The organism is Methanocorpusculum sp., from assembly GCF_030655665.1.
Lineage (GTDB): Archaea > Halobacteriota > Methanomicrobia > Methanomicrobiales > Methanocorpusculaceae > Methanocorpusculum.
The window spans coordinates 124,410-141,559 of record NZ_JAUSPQ010000003.1 but is presented as its reverse complement, the minus strand read 5'-3'; the positions used below and the strand labels follow the sequence as shown (position 1 = coordinate 141,559).

The 17,150-nt window shown below is 47.7% G+C and carries 16 protein-coding genes and 1 other RNA gene; 8 read left to right on the top strand and 9 right to left on the bottom strand.

Going from position 1 to position 17,150, the window contains the following annotated elements; genetic code table 11:
• Window positions 1–38 precede the first annotated feature (38 nt).
• Together Q7J08_RS01285 and Q7J08_RS01280 are read right to left on the bottom strand one after the other, a co-directional pair.
• Window positions 39–1,019 carry a Fic family protein gene (locus tag Q7J08_RS01285; RefSeq protein ID WP_304909881.1) on the bottom strand — a complete coding sequence of 327 codons (981 nt, stop codon included), beginning with the start codon at window positions 1,017–1,019 and terminating at the stop codon, window positions 39–41.
• Between the two features lie 391 nt (window positions 1,020–1,410).
• Complete coding sequence (locus Q7J08_RS01280; protein WP_304909880.1) at window positions 1,411–3,387, bottom strand: ATP-dependent endonuclease; 1,977 nt, start codon at window positions 3,385–3,387, stop codon at window positions 1,411–1,413.
• 101 nt (window positions 3,388–3,488) lie between these two features.
• Here Q7J08_RS01280 and Q7J08_RS01275 point away from each other — a divergent pair, with 101 nt between their 5' ends.
• The 4 genes from Q7J08_RS01275 to Q7J08_RS01260 all read left to right on the top strand — a co-directional run bounded on the left by Q7J08_RS01275 (window position 3,489) and on the right by Q7J08_RS01260 (window position 7,092).
• On the top strand, window positions 3,489–4,577 hold the full coding sequence (locus Q7J08_RS01275; protein WP_304909879.1) for an AAA family ATPase: 1,089 nt from the start codon (window positions 3,489–3,491) through the stop codon (window positions 4,575–4,577).
• 5 nt (window positions 4,578–4,582) lie between these two features.
• Window positions 4,583–5,245 carry a DUF4276 family protein gene (locus Q7J08_RS01270; RefSeq protein ID WP_304909878.1) on the top strand — a complete coding sequence of 221 codons (663 nt, stop codon included), beginning with the start codon at window positions 4,583–4,585 and terminating at the stop codon, window positions 5,243–5,245.
• 425 nt (window positions 5,246–5,670) lie between these two features.
• Complete coding sequence (locus tag Q7J08_RS01265; RefSeq protein ID WP_304909877.1) at window positions 5,671–6,699, top strand: type II CAAX endopeptidase family protein; 1,029 nt, start codon at window positions 5,671–5,673, stop codon at window positions 6,697–6,699.
• Between the two features lie 240 nt (window positions 6,700–6,939).
• Window positions 6,940–7,092: a hypothetical protein gene (locus Q7J08_RS01260; RefSeq protein WP_304909876.1), complete on the top strand. Its 153-nt coding sequence runs from the start codon at window positions 6,940–6,942 to the stop codon at window positions 7,090–7,092.
• Window positions 7,093–7,107: 15 nt separating this feature from the next.
• Here the strand turns inward: Q7J08_RS01260 and Q7J08_RS01255 are convergent, their stop codons facing one another.
• Complete coding sequence (locus Q7J08_RS01255) at window positions 7,108–8,190, bottom strand: radical SAM protein (RefSeq protein ID WP_304909875.1); 1,083 nt, start codon at window positions 8,188–8,190, stop codon at window positions 7,108–7,110.
• Between the two features lie 187 nt (window positions 8,191–8,377).
• Between Q7J08_RS01255 and Q7J08_RS01250 the strand changes: the two genes are divergently transcribed.
• Complete coding sequence (locus tag Q7J08_RS01250; protein ID WP_304909874.1) at window positions 8,378–10,423, top strand: cation:proton antiporter; 2,046 nt, start codon at window positions 8,378–8,380, stop codon at window positions 10,421–10,423.
• Window positions 10,424–10,818: 395 nt separating this feature from the next.
• Here the strand turns inward: Q7J08_RS01250 and Q7J08_RS01245 are convergent, their stop codons facing one another.
• Both Q7J08_RS01245 and Q7J08_RS01240 read right to left on the bottom strand, forming a co-directional pair.
• A complete protein-coding gene (locus Q7J08_RS01245; RefSeq protein WP_304909873.1) occupies window positions 10,819–11,853 on the bottom strand; it encodes an MBL fold metallo-hydrolase in 1,035 nt (344 codons plus the stop codon).
• 37 nt (window positions 11,854–11,890) lie between these two features.
• On the bottom strand, window positions 11,891–12,577 hold the full coding sequence (locus Q7J08_RS01240; protein ID WP_304909872.1) for an HAD family hydrolase: 687 nt from the start codon (window positions 12,575–12,577) through the stop codon (window positions 11,891–11,893).
• A gap of 86 nt (window positions 12,578–12,663) precedes the next feature.
• On the opposite strand from Q7J08_RS01240, the gene Q7J08_RS01235 reads away from it, so the two are divergent.
• Window positions 12,664–13,059, top strand: a complete 396-nt coding sequence (locus Q7J08_RS01235) for a hypothetical protein (protein WP_304909871.1) — start codon at window positions 12,664–12,666, stop codon at window positions 13,057–13,059.
• Window positions 13,060–13,065: 6 nt separating this feature from the next.
• On the opposite strand, the gene Q7J08_RS01230 is transcribed toward Q7J08_RS01235, so the two are convergent.
• The 3 genes from Q7J08_RS01230 to rnpB form a co-directional block, all read right to left on the bottom strand.
• Window positions 13,066–13,323 (bottom strand): hypothetical protein, encoded by a 258-nt coding sequence (locus tag Q7J08_RS01230; RefSeq protein ID WP_304909870.1) that lies wholly within the window; start codon window positions 13,321–13,323, stop codon window positions 13,066–13,068.
• Window positions 13,310–13,795 (bottom strand): YkgJ family cysteine cluster protein, encoded by a 486-nt coding sequence (locus Q7J08_RS01225; RefSeq protein WP_304909869.1) that lies wholly within the window; start codon window positions 13,793–13,795, stop codon window positions 13,310–13,312. Before Q7J08_RS01225 ends, Q7J08_RS01230 begins: the two co-directional genes overlap by 14 nt.
• A gap of 72 nt (window positions 13,796–13,867) precedes the next feature.
• Window positions 13,868–14,179: RNase P RNA component (gene rnpB / locus Q7J08_RS01220), an RNA gene on the bottom strand.
• 128 nt (window positions 14,180–14,307) lie between these two features.
• Here rnpB and Q7J08_RS01215 point away from each other — a divergent pair.
• Both Q7J08_RS01215 and Q7J08_RS01210 read left to right on the top strand, forming a co-directional pair.
• Window positions 14,308–14,733, top strand: a complete 426-nt coding sequence (locus Q7J08_RS01215; RefSeq protein WP_304909868.1) for a GNAT family N-acetyltransferase — start codon at window positions 14,308–14,310, stop codon at window positions 14,731–14,733.
• 54 nt (window positions 14,734–14,787) lie between these two features.
• The gene (locus Q7J08_RS01210) at window positions 14,788–15,363 is read left to right on the top strand and encodes a GrpB family protein (protein WP_304909867.1); all 576 of its coding nucleotides are present in this window, start codon (window positions 14,788–14,790) and stop codon (window positions 15,361–15,363) included.
• 845 nt (window positions 15,364–16,208) lie between these two features.
• Here the strand turns inward: Q7J08_RS01210 and Q7J08_RS01205 are convergent.
• Window positions 16,209–17,078, bottom strand: coding sequence for a hypothetical protein (locus tag Q7J08_RS01205; RefSeq protein WP_304909866.1), 870 nt, complete (start codon window positions 17,076–17,078; stop codon window positions 16,209–16,211).
• Window positions 17,079–17,150: the final 72 nt, after the last annotated feature.

Genomic DNA, 17,150 nt, shown 5'->3' with positions numbered 1-17,150 from the left:
GGGAAGAATGAGACCATAAATGGGACTATAAATGAAAATCAGTAATTGGGAAGCGGCATCCAGTATCCGTTCTTTTTGGGACCAACACGCTCGATTATCCCATTGTCCAACATATTTTTGATGATTCTGGTAACCGTGCTTCGCGGATATCCGGTTATTTCCACTATTTCGGCAATGGTTATCCGGCTGTTTCCTTTGATGAGGTTGAGAATGGTTTGTTCTTTTTCACTTAACCGGACACGCGGCTTGTTGACATCCGTTTCATACATGTTCAGCGCATTGCTGATGACCGAAAGCATGAACTCGACAAAATATGTTGAATTCCCATTTTTGCCGGATTCTCCCAGAGCATCGTAATACTGCTGACGTGATTCGTGAATGAGGGATTCGATCGGGATCCAGGCAAAGAGCGGTTCCCATTTGGAAAGAATGAGCGTCTGCCATAACCTTCCCATGCGGCCGTTTCCATCGATGAACGGGTGGATGAATTCCAGCTCGAAATGGAAGACACAGCTTTTTATGAGGGGGTGAACGTCTGAAGATTTTGCCCAGGCAAAGAGGCTGCTGATGAGTTGTGGGACGAGCGAGGCGGGAGGAGCCATGTGGACAACAGTATCCCCGGAGAATACGCCGACGCCTTTAGTCCGAAACCTGCCGGCATCATTGATGAGGTCTGCCGTCATGAGTTGGTGAGCGTGCAGAAAGTCATCTACAGAGTAGGGATCCAGGGAGGGAAGGAGTTCATATGCCTGAAAAGCGTTTTTGACTTCCCGTATCTCACTAGGAGGTCCCAGAACATGCTTCCCCTGGATGATATCGGTTACCTGTTCAAGAGTGAGGGTATTGTTTTCGATGGCAAGGGAAGAATGGATAGAGAGGATCCGGTTGGCGTGGTGGAGACGGGGATTCCTGCTCATATTGATTCCGACGGTGAGTGTCCCGATACGCCGGCTGATTTCTCCGACCCGTTCGATCATGGTGTTGGTGATGGTGAACGGGGGATCGGTAGTTGCTGCCATTATCTATTGAGTATTGGTTTTTGGGGATAAGGAACTTTTGACGGGAAGGAGGGGTTGAGAGGAGAGGGACGGCAGGTCTTGATTTTGGATTCAGGAAAAAGGTTTTCTCTTTTCGCTCTCTTTCACAGATTTCGTGTTTGGTTGGGTGTGGACGCATGAGATTATTTTACCGCGAATCTCCGCGAATTTTCGCGAATTTTCGCGAATCGCATTTTTCTTGCGTCTTCGTGCTCTGCTCCGGCTGATCGCCTACGCAGGAATCGCACGCCGTCTGGAAAAATGCTAAGGAAAAACCGGCGTGCCGGTTTTTCTTATAGGAAACATGTCTCTCTTTTCTGATTCGGGGTGCGGAGCCGCGACTCCGGCGCGGAGCGGCTCGCGGTGGAGAATCCTAATTTTTGGAGGCAGGAGATTCCAGACATTTCTTCAAAGCATCGAACAAAGGTACTATATCCGCACACTGAATCAACTTGTAAATTGGCATCTCAACTGAAAGAACATTAAATATCAAATCAATAACGGATTCGCCTTTCCTATACTGTTTTGGATGTTTATCAAGATTTAAAGCCTTTTTCGCATCATCAGTAAAATATGCCTCTAAATCTCCTTTCAAGATAAATATATTCAATGATTGAAGCTCTTCAATGAAATCTAATACACTTTTTTGAATAGATTCATCACGTATTTCAGCAATATTTTTTAGATTTTTCACCTCAATTTGAGTGCCCTTTCTACCCATTATACCATTTACTTTATCTATCAACGTCTTTGCTTTTGCCTCACCGAACTGCCCTCGGAGAAAATCTGTAATACCATCACAAAGGAAATCAAAATCAGCCATAACATACCAGTCAACATGGAGTTTGGAAAGGACACTTGTATATGCAAGGAACTGTTTTTTGCCGCCAACTTCTATAATAGAGATGTTTTTCTCATCTAACCAATCAGGATTCGAATAATAAGATTCACCATAACATTTTGCAATTTCACGTAGGACGTATTGTTCAGTACCTTCCACCAAAATAACTTTATCTGCAAAAAACACTTCTGAATTGTCTTGTCTTAAAATAATTTTCAGAGATTTAGCATCTGAAAACCCAACATTATACGCCCGGGTTATCTTATCAGTTCCTTTGTGAATCCGGATAATATGCGTGTTGGGTGAGGTAATATCCAACAATTCTTGTGAGTGTGTTGTAACAATAACCTGATCCTTACTCCCCTCAGCAAAATTGTTCAAACGTTTAGCAAGAACACGTCGGGCATGCGGATGAAGGTATAGTTCAGGCTCCTCAACCACAAGAAGAGCAGACCCGGAAACGACTATCTTTTTCACATAATAACTGAAAAGTCCAATTATAACCATACTCTGTATTCCAGACCCTTTCTCAGTCAGCAAACTGTTGAACCCATCATCAACATACAGAAGAGCCATCTTATACGCATCAATATTTTGTGGACTGCACTGAACACTCAGAATCGTTTCCGGATAAGCGATGTTGAGAGTTTCTTTTAGTAAATCCTCAGTCAACTCAGAGAAGAGTTTATTTGATGCATTTTTTACATGATTACATGCTTCTGCAAACTCAGTTAAATCCCCTTTTTCAGTAGAATATTTCAGTAATTTTCCATACCACGTATAATCAGCAATCCTTAATTGTTTGTAAGGATCTCGGAAAGAGGGGATAATGGCACTTTGAAGAATGGAGTTTCTCAGGCGGGATGCACTAGTTATTGTCCATTGGTTGATGTTATTTCTTTGATATATTAACCACAGTTTTTTATGAATACGCTTCTCTGAATCAACAAATGCTTGAAAAATATAGAGAAATGATGTGATTGCGTTTTTTCTATCTCCATATCCGCCTCCGATAAATTCTTGTTCATATGCATTGTTGAAATCATCAGATTTGATAAATTCCTTTGTTCCGCCACGTGATGTATATTCTATTTCATCAAAATCGGTGGTAAGAATATTCCCGAGTTCTTGGTCAAATTTATCAATCGATGATTTATCTTCACTGTTTGGTGAGGTGATATCTAATTGAACTTTGTCAATGTTTATAAAGAATCTATTACATTCTTTTTTCATCGATTCGATGTCAAAAATGTCACCATCATCACGTTTTACTTCACAGCAGATGTGTATTGGGTGATCAATATTTCCCTTACAGAAATCGTTCATCTTTATGTTGGACGACTTTTCGTAAGCTGGAGATGGTTCCCCTAAAAGAAGATTTATTGCAGAAATAATATTGCTTTTACCCGAATTGTTCTTACCCACAATAACATTCTTACCCTTCGAAAATTCAAGATTAAGAAAATCAATAGAACGATAATTCTGGATAATAACCCGGGAAAGATACATGATGTCTATTTAGGATATTCTTAGAGAAAAAACCTACATGAGATTCAGTAATTATTCCAAAAATACCTTTAATACCCTACAGCACAAAAACACAACGTACAATGGAACCTACAAGGGAACCTACAAGGGAACCTCTTCCTATCAATAAAATATCCATCAAAGGCTGGAAATCCATCAAAGACGTCGAGGTCACCCTAGGAAAAATAAACATCCTCTTAGGCGCAAACGGATCCGGGAAAAGCAGTTTCCTCTCTGCCTTCGAGCTTTTGGATGCAGCATCCGACGACCGCCAACACCTTCGGCATTACATCGAAAAAAACGGCGGGGCAAACCAAAACTTCCACTACGGGACTAAAATCACAGATCAGGTAATGATCAAGATCGGGATCGAAGATCGATATCAGTTTTACTATTTCCTGACGGCGGGAAAGGATGACAACGTCATAATCAGCAACAACCCGGATATCAAATTTCACCTTGCCGGAGATAACATTGTCCGTTCAGATATTGCTGAATACGATAAATTATCTGATCTCAAAGAAAAACTTGAGCAATTCCAAACCCACTTCATCATCTACCATTTCCAGGACACGGGAAACACCTCTCCCTTAAAACGGGTCTCTGACATATATCAGACCAGATACCTCCATCCCGATGGAGACAACCTCGCAGCATTCCTCTACGAAATCAAAAATAATTATCCCAAAAACTACGAAAGCATCATCACTGCCATCAGGTTTGCCTTTCCCGACTTCAAAGACTTTATCTTCCAGAAAACGGGAGAAAACGTCAGACTTCTCTGGAACGATAGATATGCAGAACATTACGACTTCCCCCTCTCCGCTCTCTCCGACGGGACACTGAGATTCATTGCTCTCTCCACCCTCCTCTTGCAGCCCAACCCCCCGAAATTCATCATCATCGACGAACCCGAACTTGGACTCCACCCGGAAGCGATCGAGATCCTTGCAGAACTCATCAAACTCGCCTCTGCCAACTCCCAACTGCTCATATCCACACAATCCGTTCAGCTTGTGAACTGCTTCACCCCTGACGACATCCTCATCGCTGAAAAAGAACACGGAGAAACAAAAATCACCAGACCGGATACAGAAGAACTCAAAGACTGGTTAAAAGATTACACACTCGGTGAGATCTGGCGCAAAAACATCATGGGCGGTAACCCGTAATCATCATGCTCCTCAAAATCCACGTAGAAGGAGACACAGAGAAACGCTTTGTCGACAGAGTCCTCATATCCTATCTAACCTCCCTTGGCTTCATCGTCAAAGTCCAGACCAACCAGACCGATGCAACCCATTTCGGGGGACTCTCCACCTACGCACAATTCCGCAAAAACACCATTAGACTAAGAGGGCATGCGCCATGTCTCATCACCACGATGATAGATCTCTATCAGCTGCCCTCTGATTTTCCGGGAAAAGACGAAGCAGAATCCCGGAAAAATGCAGAAGAAAAAGTTTTGTTCCTCGAACAAAAACTCAAAGAGGATCTGGATGAACTCTCTCCCGACTTCATCCCCTACATTCAGCTTCACGAATTTGAAGCCCTTCTTTTCTCCAGCGTTGATACCATAAACAGAAACCTCCAAAACGCTACACCATCAACATTGAGTAAACTAAAAACTGTTCTCCATAAATTTGGCGAACCGGAAAAAATAGACACAAATAAAGGCCCATCAGTTCACCTTAAGGAAATCTACGGGACTCAATACCAGAAAATCTATCACGGAATTCCTATTGCAGAGAATATTGGACTCGAGGTAATACGAGAAAAGTGCCCTCACTTTGACAGCTGGCTAAAAAAACTCGAAGAATACGCTTGTTCTCATCGCTGAACTGTATCCAGTCATTCTAAAAATAATGTGATGTACATCACATTATTTCCACGAATTATGTGATGAAACCCACACGATTTGTTTAAAGGCCGAATATTCACGTGTGGATGAGGATCCATAACCTCCCATAAACCTCGAAAATATGATCTCTCCACCGCGAGCCGCCCCCACCCCATCCTCAAATAAACATAACCCTTCTTTTTCCCTTCTCGCGAAGAGGCAACTCAACAAAGACCGAACGGAAATACTCATTTCAACCTCGAAACACGGATCGTCAATATGAATCCTCAAAAAAACACTTCGATTATCTGCATTATTCTCAGAAAAAAATCCAGGAAATCTCTGAGATATCCTGCCGCACATAGTAATCCTTAAATATCATCACATCAACCCTTCTACCAATGAACGTATAAAGGACAAAATACGTGTATCCCTACAAAGAAACCATCAAAAAACACCCGATCATCGCTTTTTTCCTGATCGCCTTCGCCTGTTCTTGGATCATCTGGAGCATTCCTCTCGTCATCCCGCTCAATACACCTGCATATATGATGCTCATCTGCGTCATAGGTGCATTCGGTCCGGCACTCAGCGCCGTACTCCTCTCCAAACTCCTGAAACCCGCACAAACCGCCATCCCGCGATGGAAAAACATTCTCCGGTTCGCCGTCCTCTTCTGTATCATCCTGCCGTTCGCTCTTTTCTGGCCCATGCTCAGCGGCAGTCTCGCGGACCCGGTCTTCCTTATCCTCTGCAGTATCCTTGCCACTCTCTCCGCCGTCGTCATCACCCGGATCTTCTCCCGCACCGAAGGTGTCCGGGACCTCATGGGTTCACTCGGACAGTGGAGAGTAAAACCAGTATGGTATCTCTTCGCTCTCGGAGTATGGCCGGTGCTCGTCATCCTCAGCAGCGTGATCGACCTGCTGTACAGCGGGCAGTCCTTCTCAACATACATCTCAGGGATAGAGAGCATCCAGCCGCTCTCCGCCGTGATCCTCTTTTTCACGATCCTCCTCATCGGCGGACCCCTGCAGGAAGAACCCGGATGGAGAGGATTCGCACTGCCGAAACTCCAATTCCTCTTCAACCCGATCGTTGTGAGTATCATCCTCGGATTTTTCTGGCAGCTCTGGCATATCCCTCTCTACTTCACCGGATTCTATCCCTTCGACATGACCGATATCATAGCCAGGTTTGTCTGGTTCCTTCCCGGCGTCCTCATCATAACTTGGCTTTATAACCGCAGCGGAGGAAGTCTCCTAATACTTGTTCTATTCCATGCATCCATCGACGCATTCCCCCAGATCCTTCCGGCACAGACCGGCAATGCCGCCGACATATTTAATGTGCTCCTCCTCATTCTGGCAGTCATCCTTGTCTTCACCGACAAAATGTGGAAAAAACGAAAACCCCTCCCCGCCTACTCGCAAGGCAAAGCCTTGCTCAGCTAAGAATGAGCCTACAGGACAGCACGCCTCCCCCAGTCGTAAATCAAAGATTTGGTCGCAAGGCAAAGCCTTGCTCAGCCTAAGGATGAGCCTTTGGCTCATCCCGCCTCGGCTGAGGTCGTCTGCTTTCAGCATCCGACCCGCCTCCCCCAGTCGCAAACCTTCGGTTTGCTCCGCTGAGGCCGCCCCTACGGGACAGCCCGCTACCCAACCTATAAAACCGATCACACCAACCTCCTATACATGACATCAGCAGAAAACATGGAAAAACGCCTCGAAGAACTCGAGCGTGACTATGCCGACCTCATGGAACGGGTCAGGGACCTCGAACTGCAGGTCGGCCAGCTCACCGAGCGGAACCTGCACGGAAGCTGCTCCTCCTGCAGCCTCCAGTAGTTTCCAGTAACCGGATCACTCCTTATTCATGAGGGCGATGACTTCCGCCTCGTGCTCGAACAAAGCACAGCCGCCGTCATGCTCCCCGCCCACGAGACCCGCATCGATCAGCCTTGCAAAAAACGGCGAGTTCACCGCATCCAGCAGAGAAACGTTCCGGAGATTCCGGTCTGAATACGGCGAAAACGGGCACGGCTCTGCCGAACCGTACGGATTGATATGGAAAAATCCTCTCCCGCCCGCAAGACACCCCCCCATATGCTTCTCGTCTCCCGGGAACGAAATAAACACCATCCCCGGATACGCCGACTTGATCGTTGTCAGTTTCCCCTCCAGCTCCTCACGCATCACCGCGTCCAGTTCCATCTCCTTTGAGCCGTGATCGATCGCCGTATACTCGATATAGAACACGAGCCTGCATCCCTGGTCCCGCAGCAGATCCAGGAACGCAGCCGACGTCACCTCGGCAAGATTCTCCGTCGTGATCGTCACCGAAACGCCAAACAGGATCTTTTCAGCACGGAGGCGACCCATCGACGCAAGGATCGAGGTATACGTCCCCGAACCCCGGCGGGCATCCGTCTCCTCGATGCCCCCTTCGATGCTGATGACCGGGACGAGATTCCGGTTATCATCGAAAAGCTTCGTATACTCTGCATCGATCAGCGTCCCGTTCGTAAATATCGGGAAGATGATCGATGCGTGCCCTGCCGCCGCCCCGATCAGATCGCGGCGGAGAAGAGGTTCCCCTCCCGCGAGAAGGATAAACGAGACCCCGAGCTCCTCTGCCTGACCGAAAATATTCTCCCACTCGGGAACGGTCAGCGGTTCCGCTCCTCCCGGCGCATCGCCGCACATACCCGTCGCTCTCGCATAGCAGCCCACACAGTGAAGATTGCACGACGACGTGATACTCGCGATAAGAAACACCGGCATATTCGGATGTGCACCCCGCTTCTTCGCATTCTCCCGCTGCTGACGTGCCTGCGATAACAGAAACGCCGTCTCCTTCCTGTTCGAAAGCGTTCCCTTCAGGACATCTTTGATCAGCTTTTTTATCGCGGTATTCAGGTAGGTGGAAAGAAACGTATCCGGCATAGGTAAGCAGTACATATCCTCATTTCAAATGTTAAAAAATTTTTCCTCAAAAGACCGGGATGCGGCATACGAAAATCATTTCAACATATTCCGGATCACACAATGAAAGGGAATATCCTGCCAATGTATAGCTACATTTTTTACTGATCACGGAGTATTATTCTGCTACATACAATAGGACATGGATATGGTCGTTCAAATGGGTATTTTACTGGCGGTGGTGATCGTGCTCGCATGCTCGATCGGCGTGTTATTTATCAGCAAAAAGATCCATATCCCGTTCATTATCGGGTATTTTATAACAGGAATCATCGTCGGCCCCTTCGGTCTCCATCTGATCACCGAAGAGCAGGTCGCCATTCTCGCAGAACTCGGTGTCATTCTTTTGATGTTCACCATCGGTCTTGAGATCTCGCTCAAAAACCTCCTCTCCATGAAAAAGGTCGTCCTGATCGGCGGCGGTATGCAGATGATCATCACGACAGTCCTCATCTGGGCTGCCCTGCAGCTCGCAGGACTCCCCTCCAACACCGCTATATTCCTTGGAATGATGGTCTCGACATCGTCAACGGCCATCGTTTTGAATATCTATCAGACAAAAGGGCAGATGGCGACCAAACACGGAAAGATCGCTCTCGGCATCCTGATCTTCCAGGATCTCGCGGTCGTTCCGATGATGATGCTCGCACCAATCCTTGCCGGTCCCGAAGAGACCAATCTCCTTGGAACCGTGCTGAACTTCGTGGTCGGTCTTGGAATGCTCGGCATCATCCTGATCGCTGCCATCTATCTCGTCCCGAAATTTCTGCAAAGGGTCGCCCTCACTCGGAGCAGTGAACTCTTTATCATCTCGATCGTGACCATTTGTCTCGGGATCGCCTGGCTCATGTCCTTAAACGGCGTGTCTCTCGCGCTCGGAGCGTTCCTTGCTGGAGTTGCCATCTCCGAATCGGATTACAGTCATGAGGTCATCGGACAGATCATGCCGATCAGGGATCTCCTGACCAGTTTCTTCTTCGTCTCCATCGGCATGCTGCTGAACCTTACGTTCCTCGCCCAGCATCTGCCTTTCCTCCTCATACTTGCCGCCGCATTGATCATTGCAAAACTCGTGGTGAGCTTTATCTCCGTCAAGGTGATTGGGATGGCAACAGGTGTCGCACTTCTCTCGGCATTCGGTCTCTCCCAGATAGGAGAGTTCTCCTTTGTTCTCGGAGCCACCGGATATTCCAGCGGTATTCTGAGCGATAATATGTATCAGATATTTCTCGCGGTCTCGATCATGACGATGATCATGACGCCGACCATGATCAGTATCGCGCCCAAGTTCGTCGACCGGTTCTTCCCGACACCGGTTCCGGAGGGACCCGGATACAGCAGCCCTGCCGGGAGCGTCGAGGATGAACTCCCGATCGGGCACGTCATCATCGTCGGTTACGGACTTACCGGCCATTATGTGGCAAAAGCACTGAAAAAAGTGAGCATTCCCTACGTTATTCTCGAACTCAACCCGGAAACGGTTTCAACCGAGAAAAAGCTCGGGGAGAACATCCACTACGGCGATGCGTCGAGGGAAGGCATCCTGGAATTTGCCGGGATCAAAAAAGCCCAGACGATCGTAGTCTCGATCCCGCAGATGGACACGACCAAGGCGATCGTCACGACCGCACGCAGAATGAATCCGAAGATCGGGATCATCACGAGATCGCGGTACATCTCCGAGACCGCCGAGCTGTATCGTCTCGGAGCCGATGAAGTGATCGTGGATGAAAAGGAAGCGGCCCTTCAGATCTTCCATCGGATCCTTTCCAATCAGCAGGTGCCGGTACAGGACTTCGATCTGTATGCAAAACAGGCAAGAAACGAGATCTACGACAAATATATCGAGATGCCGATCAATTCAAATCTCAAACTAAATACAAAAGGCGGGAAATTCGAGATCGTCAGGATGCGGGCAAAGCAGGCGAATGAGATGCTGTCCAAAAATAAATCACGGGTCGAACAGATCAGGGTCGAGAAAGGGTCAAAGATCGCAGGCAAGCGGATCTCCGATGTCCAGCTTCGTAAGAATTACGGTGTCTCGGTCATTGCCGTCCGGTGTGCGGGGAAAGTGGACGCAGTAGTATCCCCGGACGGAGATACGATCCTGAACGAAGGAGATACCGCAGTAGTTATCGGCGACCGGGATTCCATCGCATCTATGATGGTATTGTTCGCTGAGAAAATAGAGTGAAAATCGTAAAAACAGGTATCAAAACTGGTTTAGGAGGAATGGCACAACCATATAGGCTGTGCCAAGCGAAAGCATGGGGTACTTTCGCGGGTTGGTTTCATCCCTTGCTTGTATGAAAAGATTTTTGGTGGTGTGTTATTGTGGATCTGACCAACCAGGTGGTGAATTCTGTTGGTTTCGGAACGCTTGTACGCATCCCGGGATCGGCAGGCAGTCGAACTTGCCGACGTCTATCTCGCGGGCCGTTTAGACTCGCTTACTAATAGTAAGTTGTAATAGTATAAAATGTTTTACATTATCCGGGAACCGTCCCTGACCTTCATTTACGGAAATATCTCTGCATAATTTTCTACAAAAAAACCGTATAAAGATCGAATCGGAAAAAAGAGAGATTATCAGCAGGATCCTGCCGAGTAGTAGAGCGGTTCACTGTAAGGTGAGAGCATGCCTTTCTCATCCAGAATTGACACTGCCCCGTGACCGCAGCAGATCAGGAGACGTCTGCCGGATTTTTTCAGTTCGTCGTCGAGTTCTTTTGTGATCCGCATGAGTTCCCGCCGCTCGGTTCGTGCGATATCACTGTTCACATTCACCGACCCGATCATCGAATCGGCGATCGAACTGTAGTCCGCACGGGCTTTTGTCAGCGTCGCAAAATTCAGCAGAGCGTCACTCGTGAAAAGCAGCCCCTCGTCCGGTTCATACAAAAAGATCTGACCCGCGATATGGCCGCCGAGACTTGCCCACACTTCGAACCTCATTCCGGCAAACTCGAACTCGTCGATGACCGGGAAAAGCCCGTGTTTTCTGACCGGCTCGGTCTTACAGTATCTGACCGTTTCCGGGATATTCATGCGGGAGTAGGTGTTGATCGTCGTCGTATAGAACTTCTCCAGGATCTCGCGGCCGTTGGGCGATGCATAGCCCCGCGTGCCGCTTTCAAGCAGCTCTTTTGTGACCGGATGCATCACCGGCGTGACCGGGAAATAGCCGGACGCTCCGCAGTGATCCGCATCGCCGTGCGTGCAGACCACGAACTTCACATCGGAAAAATCCCCGGCACCGACTGCGTTAAGCATCCGCTCGCAGTCTTTATAGTAGCAGCCGTATCCGGTATCCAGGATCATTTTGCCCTCAGGTGTCAGAAATACGTTCAGATTTCCGCCGCCCGGCAGCTGGATCACAAGGAGGGTCTTGTCCTTTGTGAGCGGGATCTTCTGATAATGGGAATCGAAGCCCGCACCCGTGGTCTTGCCAAGATACAGCCCGATGTTTTCGACCAGCTGTAAATAATCCCGGGGAGAGAGTCCCTCCTTCTCCCGGATCTTGATTGATTCCTCGCCTTCCGCAATATATTCGGCACGTCCCTCATCCGTGAGGGGTTCAATATAAGGAGCGATACGTTCTAAAAAACCGGTATCAAGCATCATGTGTTTTTATCATGTTGGTAATGAAGCATTACTATATTTATGGTCGTAACAGCCGGAGAATATCTGCCGGCGTGTCGGCAACGAGCACTTTTTGCGGGCAGGCAAGGGACGGATGGTCGAAAAAGTTCCGATCCCCGTATTTTGCATAGACGGCAGTCATGCCGAGCGACCGGACCGGTTCGATGTCGCGCCGGATCGAATCGCCGACGTAGGCTGCTTCGTGCGGCGAGAGTCCGAGAAGATCCAGGGCACACTCGAACGGAGCATGATGCGGTTTTTTGTAGCCTGTCGTATCATACCCGACGATCACATCAAAATAGGATTTCAGTCCGAGATGTTCGAGACGCAGTTCGGCGGCGTAGGAAAATGCGTCCGTCACGACCGCGAGGCGGTATCCTGATGATCTGAGACCAGTTAAGACCTCCTCGATTCCCGGATAGGAGACAAGGCTCTTCATTTTTGCTTCATCAAAAGCGCCGACTGCCTCGAAGTATTTCTCGACCGAGAAACGGTTGTGGGCCAGCATAAAGTCCTGAAGATTGGTGTGGTCCTCGAAATGATACTTCCACCGGACATAATAACTCAGAAGTTCATCGCCGGTCCCTTCGCCGACCGAAGCGGCGGCCGCCACGCAGCCGTTTTTCATGGCATCCACGAAATCGAAGAGCGTATTGTCCATATCAAAGAGAACAGCTTTGAACGGGGTGGACAGCAGGGTCTGCATTGAATAATCATCATACCGGGAAATACTTAGGGATTTCGAATCGAGAGTCAAAAGATATATCCGGGGTCACCCACTACATACATGTAATGGCTGCTGATAATTTCATGTGGAAAGAGGATGATCTGGAAAAAATATATCTGGTATCCAGACTTGTCTACCGGGAAGAGATCTCACCGAATCAAGCTGCAGAAAAGCTTGCAGGTATAATAGAGCAGACGCCTGAGGCGAACAAAGTCTTTTTCGGGATGTATGTCCACATGCGGCACGGGATGATCTTCAAACGGTCAGGAGGAGACCAGATGATCATTTATTTCCTCAAACGCATCTATCAGGAGAACGGCGAACAGGCTCTATCCCTCGCGCTGAAATCGGTGTACGGGTACTCGGGATTCAAGGAGTCGGTCGGCTGTTATATGGATGATCTGAATAAGTCATGCGCCGAGATCGAAAAGATCACGGGCGTAAAGCCTGCCGGCGTCTGAGCCCCCTTACGAGAAAATATTCGAGACGTTGTGGAATCCGTCTCCCCGTTTTTCCGCACAGCCGACCGCTGTTGAGCGGGGAATATCCGGTATCTTTGTGACCCGTTCTACCTGACAGAAGGCAAGAGCGGGCGATTTTTCCTGTTTTCCGTCGATCACGAAGTAGCGGGAATGCATGCACATCCTGCATCTTTCGGGTTCGACCGGTCTGCCGTCGGTACAGATCAGAACACCGGCGGTTACGGGGATCTCATTCACCGTCATAGAACAGAATAGAATAGCCGTGTTCCCCCATCACGGACTCGATGTATTCAGGAGACGGATCGGGATGTTTCTGAACTTTTTCCCGCCATATCTCTTTCAGTTCCTCGTCCTTTGAGACGAGCGATACGCGGCCTTTCACCCGTGCTGCCTCTTCGCCGCCTTTCCAGATCCTTGCGGCACAGCAGTGATAATCTTTGCAAATGAAAAGACGGTACGGATGGATGGTGCAGACATATTTGCCGTCGGGTTTTCGCCGGACAAAAAAGCAGGCCGCTCTGTTTTCCTCCTGGACGGAGTGATCGTTATCAAACAACTCCCGGTATTCGGGTGTGATGAGTGCCTGGCGCATCTCCCGGACGACTTCGTTTTTTACGACAAACCCGTACTGGGAGAGCTGTTTGTCCATTCTGACGATCTCCCCGATACCAAGACAGCAAAGCCCGCACTGTGTACACTCAAAATTCCCGCCCATGTTTAATCAGACTTTAATCGGCGCCGCAGCTATTTAGTGATACCGGAAATGGACCAAAAGAAGAAGATGCGTGAGTCGGAGTGATAAGCCTCCTCCTGTTTTTACGGCATTCGGCTAAGCGTTGTACCCGGATCATTGGGTCAGGAAACCCGTAGCGACCCTGTTTCAACTTGCACCCACAGAGATTCGCCGTTCCATCGGTCCCTCAACCTCGACGCTCAACAGCTTCAACTGCTGTTTCATTGCTCAGAAGAGGACGTGTCGTTTCTGTTCCAGAGCTGTGACTCTCGCCACCCGTACTTGCGTACGGCTGTGTACCTGAGCGGTGGGAGGACTTTCCTCAGCGGTCTCGAATTGACCACCGTCAGCCGTGTGCTCCCTCTCACGCGGGTACATATTGGGTATGAGGAATTATGAATGAATAGGGTACGGGCGAGATACGTTTCTTTATGCATCCCGATAATCTATAATGCGATCGATATCATAAATCAGGAATATATGGGAGATAACAGATGAGTATGCAGCTTATGTATGAAGTCCCCGCTGCCGAAGATTATGTAAGCCTTCGGCTGCGGTCCGGAATGGATAATAAAGATGTAGAGAGAAGCAGAATCGCTTTGAAGAATTCCCTGCTCACTATATCGATGTATGATAAAGAAAAACTGATCGGATTCGGCAGGGTAGTCGGGGATGGCGGGATAACGTACGTTGTGAGTGATATTATGGTAGACAGGGAATATCAGCGGAGAGGGTATGCAGAGCAGATCATGCAGGCTATCGACCGTTACTTCGAAGAGAACACGCATGAGGACAGCTACATTTGCCTAATCGCAAACAGCCCCGCTGATCAGCTCTACCATAAGCATCAGTTTGAGTATTTACCAGAGAATAAATGCGGAATGCTGCGAAACCAAACGAAAGGGAGCAACAGTCGTTAACGCTCTCAATGAGCTTGCCCTGAATACGCAGTATGCTGATAGACACACAGAAATTTGAAAGGAAGCACTTCTATGAGTAAATCTATGTCAGAGATGACGCTGGAAGAATTATGGGAACTGTTTCCGATCCAGTTGATAGAGCACCAGGTCTGCTGGGCGGACCAGTATCGGGAAGAAAAAGACCATCTCATGCTTGTCCTGCCGGATACTGTGAAAATACATCATATCGGCAGTACCTCAATTGAGGGGATATGGGCGAAACCTATCATTGATATTTTGATGGAGGCCGACCTGAGTGAATTTGATGAAATAAAAAATCTGCTTTTACGTAACGGCTATACGTGTATGGCGCAGAATGAAATCCATCTCGATTTTAATAAGGGATATACGCCGAATGGATTTGCTGAAAAAGTGTTTCATGTACATCTGAAAAAGTACGGTGACAATGACGAATTATACTTCAGGGATTATCTCAATGGACATCCTGGGATTGCAAAAAAATATGAAAAATTGAAGTTATCCCTTTGGAAACGTTATGAACATGAACGGGATGGATATACTGAAAGTAAGACTGCATTTGTGCGTGAATATACGCAGAAAGCAAAAATGCAGTTTGGACGGATCTATTGAGAGAGTCTGGGGAGCGGCTTTCGGGCGGTTCAACACCTTTCTGATATCACTTTGGTGAAAAAAACAGTTGATGCTGAGATCATGAGATCAACATTCGGAATCCAAATCGAACGAACACCAAACACGGGATGATGATCCTAGTATTTTCGGGGAGAGGGAGTATTCACATTTTTCTGATGCGATTTCGGGGTGCGGGGCCGCGACTTCGGCGCGGAGCGGCCCGCGGCGGGGAGCGGCCCGCGGCGGGGAATCTTATTTTTGGATTCAGAATAAGGAGTTATTGCAATTGACGAAAAAAATTTACCAGCACCTGCTACACTTTTGATATCCTGATGGGTCTGTCACTGTAAAGTAATTGGAAATATCCTTGATATATGAACAGCCGGCTTTATGTACTATCTCTGATTCCTTGTTCACATAATAAATCGTTGTCGATGTAACGATCTTAGTAGGAGTGGGTGTACTTGTTACAATAGGAGTGGATGTTTTTGTTGGGGCTGCAGTAGCAGTATTTGTTACTGACGAAACCGGCGTATTATCCACGAGAGGGACGAGCGTTTGTGTAGATGTTGGATTGGGAGTTGCTTCGTGAGAAGATGTTGAAACACAACCAGCTGAAAAAGATACCGCGAATAGCAGTAATATCACTAAAAAACACACACTTTTATTCATAGAAGATAATAGCCATTATCTACGATAAATATATCTGGTGAAAAAATTTAAAATACGCCAGTATTTTTCTGAATTTATACAAAAAATGCACATTTCCCGCACCACTTTTGAGCAGAACAGTTCGTGCAGATTTTCCAGAATAAGCAGCAGATAAAAAGAGAGAGAAATTGAGTTTACTGTTTATGGTAAACTATTCCCGGCGCTTCCAGGTAGTAAAATGTCATAGACCCGTCATCATTCAGATCAAGTTCTCCACGCAGGAAGTTCGGAACCACAACGACATAATAGTCGTCGATCTGTTCCCAATACTGGTCATACGCGTGGGAAAACGTGCCATTCTGATAATACCAGGAAAGCTTCGCCGATCCGTCGGCATTCATGACACGCTCTGCATGCATGATGGTTCCGTCAGACAGGACTAACGGTTCGGTGCGGTTCCAGGCGCCGACAAGACCGTTCCCGGTATAATGCAGACCGTCCCCGAAGAAGGTCTGGACCGTGTCATCCTCCGAGAGCTCGAAGATATAGCCCGGGGTATAGTTATAGAACACGTATGATCCGTCATTCTGCTGCTTCCACGAGAAGCCGTTCATCATTGAGTAGTTAGGATCCTCAATACATTTCTGGTAGTAAATACCTGTGTGGTTGTCGAAGACGTAGTAATACTCGCGTCCGGTGAAGCCGGGAGAGATGATCTCTGTTTCCTCTGTGGTCCAGGTACCGACAAGACCGTCCCCGCTGAAAACAGTGCCGTAATCCATGATCAGGGTCTTTCCATCTGCGGAAAGTGTACACGTGTCCGGATAGTCCAGCAGGTAGTAGTCTCCGTCATAGACCCAGGTCACATTGTAGACTTTCGTGGTGTTTTGGCTCTCATACGTGTCGGTTCCGGTTCCGTCGGCATTGAGGACGAAGACATCCGCCGCATTGCTGTTACTGATCCATGTGCCGATCACCGGATCAGAAGTATCTGCAGTACTCGTGCATCCGCTTGCAAAAACGATCGCAAGAAGAATCAGGAAAAGAATTGCCAGTTTTTTCATTAGATCAATAATACGTGATTGTTGTATATTAATGAATGGCTGGGGTTTATTATTTTGAGAAAAGTTAGGTTT